Below are 18,009 nucleotides of genomic sequence, written 5' to 3'. Positions count from 1 at the left end.
GTGTCGCGCCGTACTGGCCGTACCGGGGCACGTCACCCCAGCCCGACGGCCCCGCCGTCGGGCTGGGGTGACGTGCCCCGGTACGGCCAGTACGGCGCGACACCGACCGGTCCTGGTGCTCCTGGTGCTCCCGGTGCCCCTGGAGCCCCCCAGCAGCCGGCCACCCCGTACGGGTCGCCCTACGGCTCGGGCCCCTACCGCGCTCCCGCCGACCGGCCGGGGATCGTGCCGCTGCGCCCCCTGACGCTGGGCGAGATCTACGACGGCGCGTTCGGCGCCATCCGTCACAACCCCGCCGTGATGCTCGGCGTGGCCACCCTCGTGATCCTCGTGGCCACGGTGGTGGGTGTGCTCGTGGGCCAGCTCTTCGTGCCGGCCTTCGCCGGCTGGTTCGACGCCACGCTCGACCCGGCGGGCGACCCCGACGCCGTCGACCTGGCCATGACCGGCCTGTTCGGCGACGAGATGACGCAGCTCATGGCCACGACGGGTGGCATCGCCCTGACGTCCCTGCTGGCCACGCCCGTGGTCAACGGCATCCTGACGGTGTCGGTGTCCCGGTCGGTCATCGGGGACAAGGCGTCGGTGTCCCAGGTCTGGGACCGGGTGCGCTCGCGCGTGTGGCTCCTCGTCCTCTTCTCGCTGCTGCAGGCGCTGCTGCTCCCGCTCGTCCTGCTCGCGGTCGTCCTCGCCGTCGTGGCCCTGACCTGGGCCGCCGCGCAGGCGTCGGCCGGTCTGGCCGTCGCCGTGGCCGTGCTCGGGGCGCTCGGACTGGCGGTGGTCGCCCTGTGGCTCAGCGTCCGGCTGGGCCTGGTGCCGCCGGCCCTCGCGCTCGAGGGCCAGGGCCTGTGGGCCACGGTGCGGCGTGCCTGGGTGCTGACCCGCGGCTCGTTCTGGCGCCTGTTCGGCATCTACCTGCTGTCCTACGTCATCGTGTCGATCGTCGCCAGCATCGTGACCTCGCCCCTGAGCTTCGTGCTCGGGGCGCTGATGACGCAGGCCGGCCCGACCGCTCTCGTGGCCGTCACCACGCTCGCCACGGTGATCCAGACCCTGGTCATGCTGATCTTCCTGGCGGGCGTGGTCGCGCTGCTCTACATCGACGTGCGCATGCGCCGCGAGGGGCTGGACGTCCAGCTCGCCGCCGCCGCCGCGGAGCGACCGGCCGAGCGGCAGGGCTGAGGGTTGCTCCTCGCGAGCACCGCCCGTCTGCTGGGCGCGGCCGGTGCCGTCCTGGCGGACGCGCCCGTGCAGCCCGACCGGGAGACCGCGCGCCGCTGGATGGTCGAGGAGCTCTCACGCCCCGAGTACGACACGTCGCCGTCGCTCCTCGAGCGCCTCCTGGGGTGGTTCCTCAGCCTGTTCGACGGCGCCGTGCCGGCGTTCGCCGGCCCGTCGTGGCAGGTGGTGCTGGTCATCGTGGCCGTCACCGCCGCGGTCGTAGCCCTGGCCTGGTGGGTGGCCGGTCCCGTGCGCCTGTCGCGCCGCCGCCGGCGCGCCACCCCGCTGACGGCCGCGGACGACGAGCGCACCGCAGCCCAGCTGCGTGCGGCCGCGGACGACGCCGCCGCACGCGGGGACTGGTCGGTCGCCGTCGCCGAGCGCTTCCGCGCCGTCGTCCGCAGCCTCGAGGAGCGCACCGTGCTGGACGAGCGACCCGGCCGCACCGCCCAGGAGGCGGCCGGCGCCGCCGGCGCCCGGCTGCCCCGCCTGGCGACGGACCTCCACCGCGGCGCCACCCTGTTCGACGACGTCGTGTACGGCGAGCTGCCCGCCGGCCCCGAGGACGACGCGTGGCTGCGGGAGCTGGCCGCACGGGCGGCCGACGAGCCGCTGGAGACCGCACCCGCCGTCGGTCCCGGGAGCGACACCAGCCCCACCACCAGCACCACGGGAGCGAGCACCAGCACGACGACAGGACCGCAGCGGTGAGCGCCCCCGCGCCGACGGGCGCCAACCCACCCGGCACCACACCCGGCGCCACACCCGGCGCCACACCTGGCTCCGCACCCGAGGCCATGACCCGGAGCGCCACCACGATCGCTCCCGACGGCGCTCCCACCGTCGTCGGCGACGGCACGACCGCGCGCTCGCGGGCAGCCCGGCGCTGGCGCCGGGCGCGCTGGACCGTGCTGGTGCTCGCCGCCGTCGCGCTCGTCGTCGGAGCTCTCGCGGTGTCCCGACCGCCCACGTCGTCCGTCCCCTACGCCCCCGACTCGACCACGCCCGAGGGCTCCCGCGCCCTCGCGCAGGTGCTCGAGCGCCAGGGCGTCACCGTCGAGCACGTCACCACGGTGGCCGAGGCCGTCCGGGCCGCCGTGCCCGGCACCACGCTGCTGGTGGCCCCGGCTCCGCTCATGACCGACGACCAGGCGCTGTCCCTCGCCGCCGTCGAGGCCGACCTGCTGCTCCTGCGGCCGGGCGGCACGCTCCTGCGCGCGGCGAGCGGCGGGGCGGCCGACGTCGGCTGGTCCAGCGGCAGCCGCACCGTGCTGGCCCCTGGCTGCGAGCTGCCCGCCGCGCAGGCGGCCGGGCCGGTGGAGATGTCCGCCGGGCTCCTGCTCGAGGGCTCTGGGGCGACCGCCTGCTACACCCGGGGCGAGAGCCACGGGCTCGTCCACCTGGACGACGGCGGCCGCACCGTGACGGCTCTCTGGGACCCGGGCGTCATCCGCAACGACCGGATGCTCGACGACGGCACCGCGGCGCTGGCGCTGTGGCTCGCCGGCGACGACGACCGCCTCGTGTGGCTGGTCCAGGACCCGTACGACGCGTCCACCGGGGACGACGTGGACGCCTCCGGCGACGGCGTGCTGCCGCCGTGGACGGGCGCCGTCGGGCTCTGGGCGCTGCTGTGCGTCGTCGTCGCCGCCGTGTGGCGCGCGCGGCGGCTGGGCCCGCTGGTGGCCGAGGACCTGCCGGTCGTCGTGCCCGCTGCCGAGGCGACCCGCGGCCGCGGCCGCCTGTACCGGCGCGCCCGGGCGCACGGCCACGCCGCCGCGGCCCTGCGCGCAGCCACCGCGGACCGGGCCGCGGGGCGCCTCGGGGTGCCGCGGTCCGCCGACCCGACCACCCTCGTGGACGCCGTCGTGCGTGCCACCGGGAGCGACCCCACCACGGTCGCCGACCTGCTGTACGGACCCCCACCCGCCGACGACGCCGCGCTCGCAGCGCTGGCACGTCGGCTCGACGAGCTGGAGAGCGAGGTTCACCGATCGTGACGAACCCCCAGGAGGAGCCGCAGCCCGGGCAGACGCCCGCGCCGCCGGCCGGTGCGGCGCCGGAGCCCGCGACGGCGCAGCCGGCCCAGTCGGCCCGGCCGGCCGCCACCCCCGAGAACGCCGCACCCGAGACCACGGCCCCGGTGCTGGCACCCGAGCCGGAGCCGGCCTCGCAGCCGGGCCCCGCGGGCACCGCCCAGCCGGAGCGTCCCTCGCTCGAGCTGCGCACCGCCCTGGCGGGCGTGCGCACCGAGGTCGGCAAGGCCGTCGTCGGGCAGGACGGCGCGGTCACGAGCCTTCTCATCGCCCTGCTGTCGTCAGGTCACGTGCTGCTGGAGGGCGTGCCCGGCGTCGCCAAGACGCTGCTGGTGCGCTCGCTCGCCGCCGCGCTCGACCTGGGCACCAAGCGTGTCCAGTTCACGCCCGACCTCATGCCCGGTGACGTCACCGGCTCCCTGGTCTACGACGCCCGCACGGCCGAGTTCTCGTTCCGCGAGGGCCCCGTCTTCACCAACCTGCTGCTGGCCGACGAGATCAACCGCACCCCTCCGAAGACCCAGGCGTCGCTGCTGGAGTCCATGGAGGAGCGGCAGGTCTCCGTGGACGGCGTGCCGCGCCCGCTGCCGGACCCGTTCGTGGTCATCGCCACCCAGAACCCCGTCGAGTACGAGGGCACCTACCCGCTGCCCGAGGCCCAGCTCGACCGGTTCCTGCTCAAGGTGGTGCTCCCGGTGCCCGAGCGCGAGCAGGAGATCGAGGTGCTGGCCCGGCACGCCTCCGGCTTCGACCCGCGCGACCTGGCCGCGGCCGGCGTGCGCCCGGTGGCCGGCCCGGCCGAGCTCGCTGCCGCGCGCGCCGAGGTGCGGCGCGTCCAGGTGGCCCCGGAGGTGCTCGCCTACGCCGTCGACGTGTGCCGCGCCACGCGGCAGTCGCCGTCGCTGTCCCTCGGCGTCTCCCCCCGTGGCGCCACGGCGCTGCTGGCCACGTCGCGGGCGTGGGCGTGGCTCAGCGGGCGCATGTACGTGACGCCGGACGACGTCAAGGCCCTGGCTCACCCGACGCTGCGCCACCGCGTCCAGCTGCGCCCCGAGGCGGAGCTCGAGGGCGTCACCGCCGAGAGCGTGCTGTCGTCGGTGCTCGCGACGGTCCCGGTCCCGCGCTGAGATGGCGCTGACGTGGCGGGCGGTCGTGCTCGCGCTGGTGGGGCTCGTGCCCGTGCTGCTGGCGCCCGTGCCGGGCACGGTCGTGGTGTGGGCCGGCGTGGTGGTGCTCGCCTGCGGGGTCGACGTCGCTCTGGCCGCCTCGCCCCGCCGCCTGGCGCTCACACGGCGCGTGCCGGCGTCGGTGCGTCTCGGTGACCGCACGCGCAGCGAGCTGACGATCGTCAACGGTGCGGGCCGCCGCCTGCGGGCGGTGGTCCGCGACGCCTGGCCGCCGTCCGTGGCGGCCGACGACGACGCCCCCCTGCGCTCGGGCGGCGCCCTCGTCGCCGCACGCGCCGCCACCACGGTGCGCTCGGCCCGCCACCGCGTGGACGTGCGCGCCGGGGACGGCGTGCGCCTGGTGACGCCTCTGCACCCCACGCGGCGGGGCGACCGCACGGCCGGGCCGGTGACGGTGCGGTCGTTCGGCCCGCTCGGTCTCGCTGCCCGTCAGGTGTCCCTGCCCGTGCCGGGCCGGCTGCGGGTGCTGCCCGAGTTCGCCTCGCGGCGGCACCTGCCCAGCCGGCTGGCCCGCCTGCGCGAGATGGACGGCCGCTCGGCGGTGCAGGTGCGCGGCGAGGGCACGGAGTTCGACTCGCTGCGCGAGTACGTGGTGGGCGACGACGTGCGGTCCATCGACTGGCGGGCCACGGCCCGGCGGGGCGACGTCGTGGTGCGCACGTGGCGCCCGGAGCGCGACCGCCGCGTCCTCGTGGTCCTGGACACGGGACGCACGGCCGCGACGCGCGTGGGCGACGGCCCGGGCGGGACAGGGTCCCCGCGCCTGGACGCCTCGATCGAGGCCGCGCTGCTCCTGGCGGCCCTCGCGGACCGCGCCGGGGACCGGGTCCAGGTCGTCGCGTTCGACCGGACCCTGCACGCCCGGGTCGCCGGGGCGTCGGGTCCCCGGCTCCTGCCGGAGCTGGCCGACTCCCTGGCCGGCGTGGAGCCACGGCTCGTCGAGACGGACTGGCCGGGCCTCGTGGGGCAGGTGCGCTCCCACGTGCCGCAGCGCGCGCTCGTGGTGCTCCTGACGGCGCTGGACCCGTCGGCGGTGGAGACGGGTCTGCTGACCGTGGTGGACCAGCTCGCCGGCACGCACCAGGTGGTGGTGGCCGGGGTGGCCGACGCCGAGGTCGCCCAGCTGCGCGCCGGCCGTGACGCCTCGACGGTGTACGACGCCGCGGCCGCCGCCCGGGGCGACCTCGAGCGCACCGCCGTCGCCGGGGTGCTGCGCCGGTACGGCGCCGAGGTGGTGGAGGCGCTGCCCGAGCAGCTCGCCCCCGCGCTGGCCGACACCTATCTGGCGCTCAAGGCCGCCGGCCGGCTGTAGCGTCGGCCGGGCAGGTCAGGGCTGAGCAGCGCTGACCAGGGCGGGAGCGGCCGGCGACGGTCAGCCGGCGGTCGGCTGCACGGCTCCCGCGCGGTCCACGTCGAGGTCGCCCGTCTCCCCCGCCTCGACGCCACGGCGGCCGAGCACCAGCACGTACGCCCAGAAGAGCGCCAGGGCCACGCTGCCGATGACGATCTTGAGCCACCACGGCAGGTCCGAACCGGTGACGAACCCCTCGACCAGACCCGAGAGCGCCAGCGCTCCCGCGAGACCGACGGCGCACGTGACCAGCGCACGGCCCTCCTGGGCGAGGGCGGCCGAACGCTTGCGCGGGCCCGGGTCCACCATCGCCCAGAACGTCTTGAGCCCGGCCGCCCCCGCGACGAACACCGCCGTCAGCTCGAGCTGGCCGTGCGGCGCGATCAGCTGCAGGAACGTGTCGAGCTCGCCGTACGCGGCCATCATCCCGCCGGTCGCGCCGATCGACACCGCGTTCTGCCACAGGATGTACACCGGCGCCACGCCCGTGACGCCGAAGGCCACGAGCAGCGCCGAGATCCACGCGTTGTTGGTCCACACCATCGCCGCGAACGACGCCTGGGGGTCGTAGTAGGAGGCGAACGCCTCGTTCACGTACTGCTCGCGAGCGGCGGGGGTGCCCATGGCCGCGAGCGCCTCGGGCACGGTGGCGACCCGCCAGCCGACCACGACCCCGACGACGAGGCAGGCGAGGACGACGCCGAGGGTCCACCAGCGGACCCGGTACAGGGCAGCGGGGACGGTCACGGCTGCGTACCGCACGACGTCGGCCCAGGCGGGCTCGTGGGCTCCGGAGATGCGGGAGCGGGCGCGTGTCAGCAGGTCCGAGAGCCGGGTGACGAGCACCGGGTCCGGTGCCGCGGAGCGCACCGTGGACAGGTGGGTGGCGACCTCCTGGTAGAGGCGCACGAGCTCGTCGGCCTCGGCACCGTCGAGCCGGCGGCGACGGGTCAGCACGGCCAGGCGGTCCCAGGCGGCGCTGTGCACGCTGGTGAAGGCGTCGAGGTCCACGCCCGATACCCTGCCACACGGGGCTCTCCCCACCGGCACGACGACCATGACGGCCACGACAGCCCTGACGACCACGACGGCCCTGACGACCCCACCCGGAGGCACGGTGCACGACGGCATCCTCATCGGCGAGGGAGTGGTGCTCGACGCCCGCCCGGCGTCGTTCGTGACGCGCGCGCTCGGCGCCCTCCTCGACGCCCTGGTCACGGTGCTCGGCACGATCGGCCTGCTCATGCTGGTCGGGCTGGCCGTGGAGGACCTGAACGAGCAGTGGCTGCGCGCGGGCGGGATCGCGCTGGTGGTTCTCGTGCTGGTGGCTGCGCCCGTGACCGTGGAGACGCTGTCGCGGGGCCGTTCGCTGGGCAAGCTGGTGACCGGGGTGCGGGTGGTGCGTGACGACGGCGGCCCGGTGCGCGTGCGGCACGCGCTGATCCGCGCGCTGCTCGGGGTCCTGGAGCTGTGGGTGACGATGGGGGGTGTCGGTCTCATCGCCTCGCTCGCCAACGCCAGGGGCAAGCGACTGGGCGACATGGTGGCGGGCACGTACGTGATCCGGGTGCGGGGCGGGCGCGGCTGGTCGGTGCCCCTGTCGATGCCCCCGGAGCTGGCCGCGTGGGCCGCGACGGCGGACATCCGGCGGCTGCCCGACGGGCTGGCACTGGCCGCCCGCCAGCTCCTGGACCGTGCGCCGCGCCTGGCGCCGTCGTCGCGCGCGGCGCTGGCCGACGAGATCGCCGGTCGCGTCGAGCCGTACGTGGCGCCGGCGCCCCCGCCGGGCACCAGCGCGGAGTCGTTCCTGCACGCCGTCCTGCACGAGCGGCGCGACCGTGAGCTCGCTCGCGGCCTCCACGAGCGGGGCCGGGCTGCCGAGCAGGCGGCGGCGCTGCACCGGCTGCCGTACGCGATCCCGGACCCGCCCGCCTGAGCTGCCCGGTGCGGGCCGTCGTGCTCAGGCGCCGAGGTGGCGCAGCACGGCCAGCACGCGGCGGTGGTCGGCGGCGTCGGGCTCGAGGCCGAGCTTGGCGAAGATCGAGGCGACGTTCTTCTCGACCGCGCCGTAGGACAGGTAGAGGCTCTGGGCGATGGCCCCGTTGGAGCGTCCTTGCGCCATGAGGCCGAGCACCTCGCGCTCGCGCGGCGTGAGCCGGGCGAGGCCGGTGTCGTGCCCGCTGGTGGCACCCATGAGCTGGGTGACGACCTCGGGGTCGAGGACGGTCTGCCCGTCGGCCACCCGGACGAGCGCGTCGACGAAGTCGGCCACGTCGGCCACCCGGTCCTTGAGCAGGTAGCCCACGCCGCGGGCGCCACCGCCCAGGAGGCGCGAGGCGTACCGCGTCTCGACGTGCTGGGAGAACAGCAGCACGGGGAGACCGGGGTGCCGCTCCCTGAGGGCGAGGGCGGCGTGCAGCCCCTCGTCCGTGAAGGACGGAGGCATCCGGATGTCCGCGACGACGACGTCCGGGGCGGTGCCGTCGCCGGCCTGCCGGTCGACCTCGCGCACCAGGGCCTCCCCGTCCCCGACCGCGACGACGGAGTGCCCGCGCCGGGCCAGGAGCGCCACCAGGCCGTCACGGAGGATGACGGAGTCCTCGGCCAGGACGACGCGCAGGGTGCGCGGGGGCTCGTCCGGCCGGGTGGGCACCTCGGGCGTCGGAGGCGGGCCGGCGGTCACGGCCTGGTGGTGGTCGGCAGCGTCACGGTGACCACCGTAGGGCCGCCCGCCGGGCTGCGGACGTCGAGCACGCCGTCCACGGCCGCGACCCGTTCGCCGAGGCCGGCCAGGCCCGTGCGGCGCCCGGTGCCGTCGACCGGTGCGACGGCGGCGCCGCCGTGCCCGTCGTCGTGCACCCGCAGGCGCACGGCGCCCGCCTCGCGCGTCACCTCGACCCGTGCGCGGGAGGCGCCGGCGTGCTTGGCCACGTTGGTGAGCAGCTCGGCCGCGCAGTAGTAGGCGATCGACTGCACGGCGGGGGCGAGCGGCGCGGCGGCCTCGACGTCCGCGCCGACCTCGACGGTGACGGGCAGCGGGGCGCGGGCGGCGAGGGTCTCCAGCGCCACGGCGAGGCCGGCGTCGAGGGCGGGCGGGTGGATGCCGCGGGCGATCTCGCGCAGCTCGCCGAGCGCGTCCTTGGTGGACTCGTGCGCCACCTCGACGAGCTCGGCCGCCAGGGCGGGGTCCGCGCCGGCGGCGAGCTGTTCGCGTGCCTCTCCGAGCTGCATGGCGACGGCGACCAGGCGGGCCTGCGTGCCGTCGTGCAGGTCGCGCTCGATGCGGCGCAGGCGGGCGTCGGCGTCCTCGACGGTGGCGGCCCGCGAGGCGCGCAGGCTCGCCACGCGGAGGGCTCCCGCCGTCGGCCCGAGCAGCGTCCGGGTGAGCGCGGCCTGCAGCGACGTGCACAGGCGGTTGACCCACGGCCAGGCGAGCAGCAGGAGCAGGCCCGCCAGCGCCAGCAGCGCCTGCCGGGCGGGGGTGTCGACGTACTGGCCGGGTCCGAGCTGCGCGCCGCGGTGCCAGGTGCCGTCGGCGGCCTGCTCCAGGGGCAGCCAGCGCGACCAGAACCAGTGCGTCATGGAGCCGGCGGCGGTGGCGAGCCACGTCGTGCTGACGACGAACCCCAGGATCGACAGCGGGAACGTGGCGAGCATGAACAGCAGCGCCCGCCACCCGGCCGGGTCGCCCAGCGCGGCGCCGAGGGCGGACCAGAAGCCGCGGGGGCGGGCGAAGGCGGGCGGGTCGGCGGCCTCGACGCCGAGCAGCGAGCGGGCTGCCGACCGGTACGCGGCGGCCCAGCCGCGTGCGCCGAGCACCATCGCCGCGGGGAGCCACAGGCCCACCACGGTGACCGCCACCCCGGCGGCGAGCGACGGCACGGCCACCACGTAGGCGAGCGCCAGGGGGGCGAGCAGGAGGGAGAGCCACAGGTACCCGTACGCCTGCCACGTGCGGCGGGCGACGAGGGCGGAGAGGAACGGGACGGGCTCGGCGGTCACGGACGTCATGCTCCCAGCCTCGGGGGCCGGCGGGCCGTCTGCGACGGTGCGCGCCGCCGTGGTGCACGGGGGACGTCCCCCGTGCGCGGGCGGCTCAGTACCGGTAGTGCTCCGGCTTGTACGGGCCCTCGACCGGCACCCCGATGTACCGCGCCTGCTCCGGCGAGAGCTCCGTGAGCCGGGCGCCGAGGGCGCCGAGGTGCGCACGGGCCACCTTCTCGTCGAGCACCTTGGGCAGGCGGTACACCTGGCGGCCGTAGCGCCGCTCGTCCGGCGGCCGCCGCGCGTCGGTGAACAGCTCGACCTGCGCGATGGTCTGGTTGGAGAACGACGTGGACATCACGAACGAGGGGTGCCCGGTGGCGTTGCCGAGGTTGAGGAGGCGTCCCTCCGAGAGCACGATGACCGACCGCTCCGGGCGGTCGCCGTCGGCGGGGAAGGTCCACTCGTGGACCTGCGGCTTGATCTCGGTGCGCCGCACGCCCGGCACCCGGGCGAGGCCGGCCATGTCGATCTCGTTGTCGAAGTGGCCGATGTTGCCCACCACCGCCTTGTCCTTCATCGCGGCCATGTGCTCGGCCCGGATCACGTCCTTGTCGCCGGTGGTGGTGATGAAGAAGTCGGCCTGGTCGAGGACGTCCTCGATGCGGGCCACCTGATAGCCGTCCATGGCGGCCTGGAGCGCGCAGATGGGGTCCACCTCGGAGACGACGACGCGGGCGCCCTGGCCGCGGAACGCCTCGGCGGCGCCCTTGCCGACGTCGCCGTACCCGGCGACGAACGCCAGCTTGCCCCCGACGAGGACGTCGGTGGCCCGGTTGATGCCGTCGGGCAGGGAGTGGCGGATGCCGTACCTGTTGTCGAACTTCGACTTGGTGACCGAGTCGTTGACGTTGATGGCGGGGAAGAGCAGCTCGCCGGCCTCGGCGAGCTGGTAGAGCCGGTGCACGCCCGTGGTCGTCTCCTCGGTGACGCCGAGGATGCCGGCGGCGATCTCCGTCCACCGCAGGGGGTCGGCGTCCAGGGCGCGCCGCAGGAGCCGCCGGACGACGTTCATCTCCTCGGTGTGGTCCGGCTCGCCCGGGAGGGTGTCGGGCGGCACGACGCCGGCGCGCTCGTACTGGAGGCCGAGGTGGACGAGCATGGTGGCGTCGCCGCCGTCGTCGAGGATCATGTTCGGCCCGGTGCGCCCGTCGTCCCCGGGCCAGACGAGGACCTGCTCGGTGCAGGCCCAGTACTCCTCGAGGGTCTCGCCCTTCCAGGCGAACACGGGGACGCCCTGGGGGTCGCCGGGGCTGCCGTGCGGGCCGACGACGACGGCTGCGGCGGCCTCGTCCTGCGTGGAGAAGATGTTGCAGCTGGCCCAGCGGACGTCGGCGCCCAGGGTCACGAGGGTCTCGATGAGCACTGCGGTCTGGACCGTCATGTGGAGCGAGCCGGCGATCCGGGCGCCGGCGAGCGGCCGGGTCTCCCGGTACTCGTCCCGCAGCGCCATGAGGCCGGGCATCTCGTGCTCGGCGAGCCGGATCTGGTGCCGGCCGGCCTCGGCGAGCGCGAGGGAGCGGATCTTGTACCTCCCCGGCTGCTCGTCGAAGCCGGGGGCCGTGGGGGCCTGCGCGGTGGTGGTCACGTCGATCCTCCGTCGTCCGCCGGGAACGGTCTGCGGCCTGCTGAGCGCCGGGGGCTCCCGCCCCCTCGCCTGCCCGTGCTCCTGCCAGGCTAGGTGCCCCGGCTCCGCCCGGCCCGGCGGGGGCTTTGGCGCTCGCCGACCGGCTCCGGTGGTGCCGTTACCGAACCGTGACCTATGGTCGAGCGAATGAGCGACACGAGGACGGACCCGGCGGCCACGGGGACGCGGGAAGCAGCGGCCCACCGCCTCCTCCTGCTGGACGCCCTGCGGTTCGCCGCAGCGGTGGCCGTGGTGGTCTACCACTTCACGGCCACCCCCACGGCGGGCGCCTACCTGGGCGGGCGGCCCCACGAGGAGTTCGCCGCCATCAGCGGCGTCACCCGGTACGGCTGGCTCGCCGTCGAGCTGTTCTTCGTGCTCAGCGGGTTCGTCATCCTCATGTCCGCGCAGGGGCGCAACCTCGCGCAGTTCGTCGGGTCCCGGGTGGGCCGGCTCTACCCCGCGTTCTGGGCGGCCGTGGCGATCACCGCCCTGCTCCAGGCCTGGTGGCCCGGCGGGCGGCAGCCGAGCCTGGCCGACACCCTCCTGAACCTCACGATGGCACCGGACCTGTTCGGCGCCGTGCCCGTGCAGGTCGTGTTCTGGACCCTGCTCGTGGAGCTCAAGTTCTACGTGCTCGTGGGCGTCGTCGTGGCGCTCGGGGGGTTCACCCCGCGCCGCGTCGTCGCCTTCGCGCTGCTGTGGCCGCTGGCCGGCATGGGCGCCCAGGCGCTGGGCTGGTCGGGCGTCGCCAGCATGCTCGTGGCCTCGTACGCCCCCTACTTCGGCGTCGGCATGATCCTGTACCTCATGCGGCGCGACGGCGTCACCGGCCGGCTCCTGGCGACCCTGGCCGCGACCGTGGCCATGGGCGTGCACCACCTCGTGCCGCGCGCGGAGCACGCGGCACGCCTCCAGGACGTCCCCGTCAGCGTGCCGGTCTCGGTGACGGTCTTCGCACTGTCCGTCGCCGCCGTGTGGTGGGCGTCCGGCCCCCGCGCGGTGGTGCGCACGCCGTGGCTGGCCACGGCGCTGACCGTCGCCGGCGCGATCACCTATCCCCTGTACCTGGTCCACACCCAGTTCGGGTACGCCGCCATCGAGCTGCTGGGCACCGGCGTCTCCCCCTGGGTGTCGCTGGCCGCGGCGCTCGCGGTGAGCACCGCGCTCTCGTTCGCCATCCACCACGCGGTCGAGAAGCGCGCGAACCGGCCCTTGCGCAAGGCCGTCGAGCGTGCGCTCACCACCCGGCGCCGGCCGCGGACGGCGGCCGACGGGGCCCGCGCCGTCGCCGGGGCCCGGGCCCGCACCGACGCCGGCCCGTACGCCTCCTCGGCACCCGTGCGCTGAACCGGGGCCGCCCCGGCGGGGCAAGATGGTGCCGATGCCCTCTCCGACGACGCCGCCCGCCCGCCTCTTCCCGCTGCGCACCGTGGTGCTCGGGGCGTTCGTCCCGGCGTTCGTCTTCGACGTCGGCGTGGGCGCCGCGATCCCGGTGATCGCCCCGACGGCGACGAACCTCGGCTCCACCCTGGCGGTGGCGGGGCTCGTGGCTGCCCTGCTGCCGGCCGGGCAGATCCTCGCCGACCTCCCCGCCGGCGCGCTGGCCGCACGCCTGGGCGACCGCAGGGCGATGCTGGTGGCCGGCGTCGTGGCCGCCCTGGGCTTCGCGGGGGCGGCGCTGGCCCCCAGCCTCGCGACCCTCGCCCCGGCGGTGCTCGCCATCGGTGCCGCCGCGGCGGTCTTCAACCTCGCACGCCACAGCTACCTCACCGAGATCACCCCGCCGCTCCAGCGGGCCCGCGTGCTGTCCACGCTGGCAGGCGTGCACCGGATCGGGCAGTTCGTGGGCCCGTTCGCGGGGGCGCTGGTGCTGCGCACGGGCGACGTCCACGCCGTCTACTGGCTGGGCGCCGCCGTCGCCCTGGCCGCGACCGTGACGGTCGCCGTCGTGCGGGACGACGTCACGGCACCGGGCGAGACTGGCGCCGCGCGCCCCTCCGCCCGCCCGGTGGCGACCGGCGCGCAGGCCGCCCCGGGCTCCCCCACGCTGCGCACCGTGCTGCGGGACCACCGGCGCCTGTTCTCCACGCTCGGCGTGGCGTGCCTGCTGGTGGGCGCCGTGCGCGGGGCGCGCCAGACGGTGATCCCGCTGTGGGGCGTGCACCTGGGCCTGGACCCGGCGGTGACCTCGCTCGTCGTCGGGGTGGCGGGCGGTGTGGACATGCTGCTGTTCTACCCGGCGGGCAAGGTCATGGACCGTATGGGCCGGCTGTGGATCGGGGTGCCGTCCATGCTGCTGATGGGCGTGGCGCTGGTGGCGCTGCCCCTCACGCACTCGGCACCGTCGCTGGCCGTCGTCGCGATGCTGCTGGGGCTCGGGAACGGCATGGGGTCGGGCGTGCTGATGACGCTCGGGTCGGACGCCTCGCCGGCCCAGGGTCGCGCCCAGTTCCTCGGCCTGTGGCGGGTGCTGCAGGACACGGGGGCGGCGGCGGGCCCGCTGGTGGTGTCGGCCGGCGCGGCGCTCGGCTCGCTGGCCGCGGGAATCTGGGCGGCGGGCCTGCTCGGCCCGGCCGCGGCGGCCGCGCTGGCGCGGTGGGCGCCCCGGTGGACGGTGCACGCCAACCGCACCACGCGCCGCCGGGCCGGCATCGCTCTCTGACCCCTCCCCCTGCCGCCCGTGACGGTCACCCGAAGAGCGGGGCCACGGCCTTGACCAGCTCGTTGACGCCGAGCACCACGAACACCCCCGCGACCAGCACGAGCACCACGTTGAGCCACGCACGGTTGCGCCACCGCACCGGTACGGCCTCGGAGTTCAGCAGGAACAGCAGCGTGATCGCCAGGAACGGCATGAACAGCGAGCCCAGCGCGCCGTAGGCGACCACCAGGGCGATGGGGCGGTCGAGCAGCAGCAGGAGCATGGGCGGGAAAGTCAGCCACAGCACGTAGGCGCGGTAGTAGAGGCCGCCGGAGCGGCGGCGCGGGTCGTCCTGCGGCAGCCCGCGCGCGGTGGCCACGAAGTCGGCGAACATCAGGGAGACGCCGTTCCACACGCCCAGCACCGAGGAGAACGACGAGGCCCAGAACCCCACCAGGAACACCGGGGCCATGACGGCGCCGTAGCGCTCGGCCAGCACCCCGGCGAGGTCGACCAGGCCGCCCTCGCCGTCGGCGACCGTGACGCCGCTGGAGTAGAGCAGCTCGGCGCCCACCACCAGCATCGCGACGACGAACACGCCGGAGACGACGTAGGCCATCGCGTTGTCGATGCGCATCACCCGCATCCAGCCGGGCGCGTACCAGCCCTTCTCCTTGAGCCAGTACCCGTAGGCGGCCAGGGTGATGGTGCCGCCGACGCCACCGGCCAGGCCCAGGGTGTAGATCACCGAGCCCTCGGGGAAGCGCGGCACCAGACCGCGGGCGATCTCGGCGAGGTTCGGCACGGTCAGCACGGCGGCGCCGACGACGGTCACGAACATGACGCCGACCAGCACCGCCACGATCTTCTCGAAGACGGCGTACCGGCCCAGCCACACCACCGCGGCCCCGATCAGGCCCGAGGCCATGGCGAACCACACCAGGTCGACCTGCGGGAAGAGCGCCGCCAGCGGCAGGGCAGAGCTGGACATCGCGGCGGCGCCGTAGCTCAGGCCCCACACGACGATGTAGACGCCGAAGTAGACGGTGGCCCACGCACCGAGCGACTTCCACCCGTCGAAGATGGTGCGCCCCGTGGCGAGGGAGAAGCGGCCGGCGCCCTCCACGAGGGCGATCTTGATCAGCACGCCGAGCACCGCCGCCCACAGCAGCCCGTAGCCGAACCGGCTGCCCGCCACGAGGGTGGCGACGAGGTCGCCCGCCCCGATGCCCGTGGCGGCGACCACGAGGCCCGGTCCGACGATCTTCCATCGCAGCTTCTGGGCGGGCGTCTCGTCCTCGAGCCGCGCCGTACCGACACCGTCGTCCGCAGTCATGTGCCCGAGGCTACACAGCCTCGAGTGATCCAGGTCACCCCCGACGGCCCGCGCCTGCGCGCCCGCGAATACCAGACCCCGCCCCCATGAAGCAACGTCACACTCCGGTAACGATCATGGGTTGGCATGGATCCGCGGGTTCTCAACGGTCTCCCACCAAGGAATGGTCATGACCAGACCCGAACACCCCCCGCCCGGCACCGCTTCACCCCTCGAGACGGTGCCATGGTGAGGGCGTCCGGAACACGAGAGGCAGGGATCGCACCCCATGACGGCACCCAGCACCACCGCCCCCGCGGCCGGCGCCACCACCGGCGCCGCAGCCGGCGGCCCCACCCCCGGCACCGCCGAGGCCGCCCCGCGGCCCGCGCTGTCCGTCCGCGACGTCTACAAGGTCTTCGGCCCCCGCCCCGAGGAAGCCGTGCGGCGCCTGCGCGACGGCGCCACCCGGGACGAGATCAAGCACCTGGGCACGGCCGCCGTCATCGGCGCCACCTTCGACGTCGCACCGGGCGAGATCTTCGTCGTCATGGGCCTGTCCGGCTCCGGGAAGTCGACCCTCATCCGCATGCTCAACGGGCTGTGGAAGCCGACCGCGGGCGAGGTGCTCCTGCACGGCGCCGACCTCGCCACCGCCGACGCCAAGCACATGCGCGAGCTGCGCCGCCGGAACGTGAGCATGGTGTTCCAGCACTTCGCGCTCCTGCCCCACCGCACCGTGCTCGACAACGCCGCCTACCCCCTCGAGATCCAGGGCGTGCCCAAGGCAGAGCGCCGCGAGAAGGCCCGCACCGCCCTCGAGCTCGTCGGCCTCGGCGGCTGGGAGGACTCCCTGCCGTCCCAGCTCTCCGGTGGCATGCGCCAGCGCGTCGGCCTCGCCCGCGCCCTGGCCGCCGACACCGACGTGCTGCTCATGGACGAGGCCTTCAGCGCCCTCGACCCCCTCATCCGCCGCGAGATGCAGGAACAGCTCCTGGAGCTGCAGCAGACGCTCGGCAAGACCATCGTCTTCATCACCCACGACCTCAACGAGGCCATGTACCTGGGTGACCGGATCGCCGTCATGCGCGACGGGCGCACCGTGCAGATCGGCACGGCCGAGCAGATCCTCTCGGACCCCGCCAACGACTACGTGGCCCAGTTCGTCGCCGACGTCGACCGCACGCGCGTCCTGACCGCCTCCTCCGTGATGGTGCGCCCGGCCGCCGTGGTGCCCGGCACCGGCGGCCCCCGTCAGGCCAGCCGCACCATGCGCGACGCCCAGGTGTCCGCCGCCTACGTCGTCGACCGCCAGCGCCGCCTGCAGGGCCACGTGCGCGACGAGGACGCCGTGGCCGCCCTCCGCGACGGCAAGGAGACGCTCGACGGCCTGGTGCGGGACGACCTCACCGCCGTGTCCCCCGACACCCCGCTCGCGGAGATCTTCGCGCCCGCGGCCGAGTCCCCGCTGCCGGTGCCCGTCACCGACGCCGAGGGCCGCCTGGTCGGCGTCGTGCCCCGGGTCACCCTGCTCACCGCGATGGTGCCCCCCGAGCAGCACGCCGACGACGGCGCGGCGCCCGCCCCCGCCGAAGGAGGCGCGCGATGACCGACGCCCTCGTCCCCCGCATCCCGCTCGGCACCTGGATCGAGGCGTTCGTCACCTGGGTCAGGACGACGTTCAAGCCGCTCTTCGACGTCGTCAAGGACGTGCTCGGCGCGGTCTACGACGGCCTCGACACCGTGCTGGCGACACCACCCTTCTGGGTCGTGGCGATCCTGCTCGCCGTGCTGGCGCTGCTCGCCAAGGGCTGGAAGCTCGCCCTGGGCTCGCTCGTCGGGTTCGTCGTCATCGCGGGTGTCGACCAGTGGGGCGCCGCGATGGACACCCTCGCGCTGGTGCTCGTCGCCTCCTGCATCGCGCTGGCCGTCGCGGTACCCCTGGGCGTCTGGGCGGCCCGCGACGACCGCGTCTCACGGGCCGTGCGACCCGTCCTCGACCTCATGCAGACGATGCCCGCCTTCGTCTACCTGATCCCCGTCGTGCTCATCTTCCTCACGGGCCCCGTGCCCGGGATCATCGCGACGATCGTGTTCGCCCTGCCGCCCGGCGTCCGGTTCACCGAGCTGGGCATCCGGCAGGTCGACGCCGAGGTCGTCGAGGCCGGCCAGGCGTTCGGGGCGACACCGGCCCGCATCCTGCGGCAGGTCCAGCTCCCGCTGGCGATGCCCACCATCATGGCCGGCGTCAACCAGGTGATCATGCTGTCCCTGTCGATGGTCGTCATGGCCGGGCTCGTGGGGGCCGGCGGCCTCGGCCAGCAGGTCCTCGGAGCGCTCGGCCGCATCGACATCGCGCTCGGCTTCGAGGCCGGCCTGTCGGTGGTGGTGCTGGCCATGTACCTGGACCGCGTCACCTCCGCCCTCGCCGACCGCGCCCCGGTCGCGCGCGCCCTGGCCGCCGCCCGGTCATGAGCGCCCTCGCGGGAACCGTCGTGAGCATCCCCTGCGCCCGGGCGCACGCGCGCCCGGGCCACCACCCCATCCCCTACCCCGTCCGGCCGAGCGCCGGGCACGAAAGGCA

Annotated in this window: 15 protein-coding genes; 10 read left to right on the top strand and 5 right to left on the bottom strand. The window is 75.4% G+C overall.

The annotated features are described in order from the left end of the window. The 5 genes from DNL40_RS05700 to DNL40_RS05680 all read left to right on the top strand — a co-directional run. A partial coding sequence (locus DNL40_RS05700; RefSeq protein WP_146252026.1) for a DUF7847 domain-containing protein occupies positions 1-1,182 on the top strand: 1,182 nt, incomplete at its 5' end. A gap of 3 nt (positions 1,183-1,185) precedes the next feature. Continuing rightward, complete coding sequence (locus DNL40_RS05695; protein ID WP_245885690.1) at positions 1,186-1,932, top strand: DUF4129 domain-containing protein; 747 nt, start codon at positions 1,186-1,188, stop codon at positions 1,930-1,932. After that, a complete protein-coding gene (locus tag DNL40_RS05690; RefSeq protein WP_245885688.1) occupies positions 1,929-3,221 on the top strand; it encodes a DUF4350 domain-containing protein in 1,293 nt (430 codons plus the stop codon). Before DNL40_RS05695 ends, DNL40_RS05690 begins: the two co-directional genes overlap by 4 nt. A gap of 143 nt (positions 3,222-3,364) precedes the next feature. Then, positions 3,365-4,384 carry an AAA family ATPase gene (locus DNL40_RS05685; protein ID WP_111250297.1) on the top strand — a complete coding sequence of 340 codons (1,020 nt, stop codon included), beginning with the start codon at positions 3,365-3,367 and terminating at the stop codon, positions 4,382-4,384. A gap of 1 nt (position 4,385) precedes the next feature. Further along, the gene (locus DNL40_RS05680) at positions 4,386-5,756 is read left to right on the top strand and encodes a DUF58 domain-containing protein (RefSeq protein WP_111250235.1); all 1,371 of its coding nucleotides are present in this window, start codon (positions 4,386-4,388) and stop codon (positions 5,754-5,756) included. A 60-nt stretch (positions 5,757-5,816) separates the two neighbouring features. Here DNL40_RS05680 and DNL40_RS05675 read toward each other — a convergent pair whose 3' ends face one another. Next, a complete protein-coding gene (locus DNL40_RS05675) occupies positions 5,817-6,806 on the bottom strand; it encodes a stage II sporulation protein M (RefSeq protein WP_111250234.1) in 990 nt (329 codons plus the stop codon). A 106-nt stretch (positions 6,807-6,912) separates the two neighbouring features. On the opposite strand from DNL40_RS05675, the gene DNL40_RS05670 reads away from it, so the two are divergent. Continuing rightward, positions 6,913-7,731, top strand: a complete 819-nt coding sequence (locus tag DNL40_RS05670) for an RDD family protein (RefSeq protein ID WP_111250296.1) — start codon at positions 6,913-6,915, stop codon at positions 7,729-7,731. A gap of 24 nt (positions 7,732-7,755) precedes the next feature. Here DNL40_RS05670 and DNL40_RS05665 read toward each other — a convergent pair whose 3' ends face one another. The 3 genes from DNL40_RS05665 to ahcY form a co-directional block, all read right to left on the bottom strand. After that, complete coding sequence (locus tag DNL40_RS05665; RefSeq protein WP_111250295.1) at positions 7,756-8,415, bottom strand: response regulator; 660 nt, start codon at positions 8,413-8,415, stop codon at positions 7,756-7,758. A gap of 59 nt (positions 8,416-8,474) precedes the next feature. After that, positions 8,475-9,806, bottom strand: a complete 1,332-nt coding sequence (locus DNL40_RS05660; protein ID WP_111250233.1) for a sensor histidine kinase — start codon at positions 9,804-9,806, stop codon at positions 8,475-8,477. An 85-nt stretch (positions 9,807-9,891) separates the two neighbouring features. Further along, positions 9,892-11,427 (bottom strand): adenosylhomocysteinase, encoded by a 1,536-nt coding sequence (gene ahcY / locus DNL40_RS05655; RefSeq protein ID WP_179950952.1) that lies wholly within the window; start codon positions 11,425-11,427, stop codon positions 9,892-9,894. 186 nt (positions 11,428-11,613) lie between these two features. Here ahcY and DNL40_RS05650 point away from each other — a divergent pair, with 186 nt between their 5' ends. Both DNL40_RS05650 and DNL40_RS05645 read left to right on the top strand, forming a co-directional pair. Further along, entirely contained in the window at positions 11,614-12,816 is a 1,203-nt protein-coding gene (locus DNL40_RS05650; RefSeq protein WP_179950951.1) for an acyltransferase family protein, read from the top strand. Positions 12,817-12,850: 34 nt separating this feature from the next. Further along, positions 12,851-14,131, top strand: coding sequence for an MFS transporter (locus tag DNL40_RS05645; protein WP_245885687.1), 1,281 nt, complete (start codon positions 12,851-12,853; stop codon positions 14,129-14,131). A 25-nt stretch (positions 14,132-14,156) separates the two neighbouring features. Here DNL40_RS05645 and DNL40_RS05640 read toward each other — a convergent pair whose 3' ends face one another. Then, on the bottom strand, positions 14,157-15,446 hold the full coding sequence (locus tag DNL40_RS05640; protein WP_111250231.1) for an Nramp family divalent metal transporter: 1,290 nt from the start codon (positions 15,444-15,446) through the stop codon (positions 14,157-14,159). 268 nt (positions 15,447-15,714) lie between these two features. On the opposite strand from DNL40_RS05640, the gene DNL40_RS05635 reads away from it, so the two are divergent. Both DNL40_RS05635 and DNL40_RS05630 read left to right on the top strand, forming a co-directional pair. Beyond that, the gene (locus tag DNL40_RS05635) at positions 15,715-17,034 is read left to right on the top strand and encodes a quaternary amine ABC transporter ATP-binding protein (RefSeq protein WP_111250230.1); all 1,320 of its coding nucleotides are present in this window, start codon (positions 15,715-15,717) and stop codon (positions 17,032-17,034) included. Continuing rightward, complete coding sequence (locus DNL40_RS05630; protein WP_111250229.1) at positions 17,031-17,900, top strand: ABC transporter permease; 870 nt, start codon at positions 17,031-17,033, stop codon at positions 17,898-17,900. Before DNL40_RS05635 ends, DNL40_RS05630 begins: the two co-directional genes overlap by 4 nt. The last annotated feature ends 109 nt before the right edge of the window (positions 17,901-18,009 follow it).

Origin of the sequence: Xylanimonas oleitrophica (genome assembly GCF_003244315.1) — a bacterium.
In the GTDB taxonomy this organism is placed as follows: Bacteria; Actinomycetota; Actinomycetes; order Actinomycetales; family Cellulomonadaceae; genus Xylanimonas_A; species Xylanimonas_A oleitrophica.
Note: the sequence above shows the minus strand (reverse complement) of the source record. Positions and strands in the feature narration are given on the sequence as shown.

Coding starts and splice junctions, on each gene's coding strand:
- DNL40_RS05650 (WP_179950951.1), top strand. CDS start 11,614: ATGAGCGACACGAGGACGGACCCGGCGGCCACGGGGACGCGGGAAGCA.
- DNL40_RS05640 (WP_111250231.1), bottom strand. CDS start 15,446: ATGACTGCGGACGACGGTGTCGGTACGGCGCGGCTCGAGGACGAGACG.
- DNL40_RS05680 (WP_111250235.1), top strand. CDS start 4,386: ATGGCGCTGACGTGGCGGGCGGTCGTGCTCGCGCTGGTGGGGCTCGTG.
- DNL40_RS05660 (WP_111250233.1), bottom strand. CDS start 9,806: ATGACGTCCGTGACCGCCGAGCCCGTCCCGTTCCTCTCCGCCCTCGTC.
- DNL40_RS05630 (WP_111250229.1), top strand. CDS start 17,031: ATGACCGACGCCCTCGTCCCCCGCATCCCGCTCGGCACCTGGATCGAG.
- DNL40_RS05635 (WP_111250230.1), top strand. CDS start 15,715: ATGACGGCACCCAGCACCACCGCCCCCGCGGCCGGCGCCACCACCGGC.
- DNL40_RS05645 (WP_245885687.1), top strand. CDS start 12,851: ATGCCCTCTCCGACGACGCCGCCCGCCCGCCTCTTCCCGCTGCGCACC.